This is a genomic window from Mesorhizobium sp. M7A.F.Ca.CA.003.01.2.1 (assembly GCF_003998945.1).
Taxonomy (GTDB): Bacteria; Pseudomonadota; Alphaproteobacteria; order Rhizobiales; family Rhizobiaceae; genus Mesorhizobium; species Mesorhizobium ciceri.
The window spans coordinates 1-685 of the sequence record NZ_RZRA01001528.1 but is presented as its reverse complement, the minus strand read 5'-3'; the positions used below and the strand labels follow the sequence as shown (position 1 = coordinate 685).

Genomic DNA, 685 nt, shown 5'->3' with positions numbered 1-685 from the left:
TCGATGTTGGGGATGTTCGTCGCCGCCAGCTTGAAGTTCTTGTCAAGCTCGGCGCCGCCGATCAGCAAAGCATTGGTCAGGCCCAGCGTCGCGAAATTCGCGATCAGCGCCTTCGTCTTGGCCTCGGTCAGCTTCAGCTCGTCGATGATGATGATCGACGCGCTCTTGGCCTTGGCCGAGAGAGCATGCTTGAGGCCGAGAGCGCGAACCTTCTTCGGCAGTTCGTGCTCGTGGCTGCGAACGACCGGGCCGTGGGCCTTGCCGCCGCCGCGGAACTGCGGAGCGCGTGCCGAATGGTGACGGGCGCGGCCCGTACCCTTCTGCTTGTACATCTTGGCGCCGGTGCGCGCGATCTCGGCGCGACCCTTGGTCTTGTGCGTGCCCTGCTGCTTCTTGGCAAGCTGCCAGCGCACGACGCGCTGCAGGATGTCTTCGCGCGGATCAAGGCCGAAAATCTCGTCGGAGAGTTCCACCTTGCCGGCGTCCTTGCCGCCCAGCGTTGTGATCTTGAGATCCATTATTCCGCTCCCTCTGTGGCCGGAGCCTCGTTCTTGGCGCCACTTTCGGCAGCAACGGCGCGGATCGCGGCAGGCTTCGGCGCATTGGCCGGCAGTGCCACCTTGGCCGCATCGCGAACCAGGATCCAGGCGCCCTTCGATCCGGGAACCGCACCGCGGATCAGGAT

At 64.7% G+C, this 685-nt stretch carries 1 protein-coding gene and 1 pseudogene; both read right to left on the bottom strand.

The features are described 5' to 3' along the window. Positions 1-518, bottom strand: a 518-nt coding sequence (gene rplD / locus EN969_RS33970) for a 50S ribosomal protein L4 (protein WP_127419916.1), incomplete at its 3' end; no start/stop codon positions are given. Beyond that, positions 518-685: pseudogene (locus EN969_RS33965) on the bottom strand (50S ribosomal protein L3); the annotation flags it as partial. The gene rplD and the pseudogene EN969_RS33965, both read right to left, overlap by 1 nt.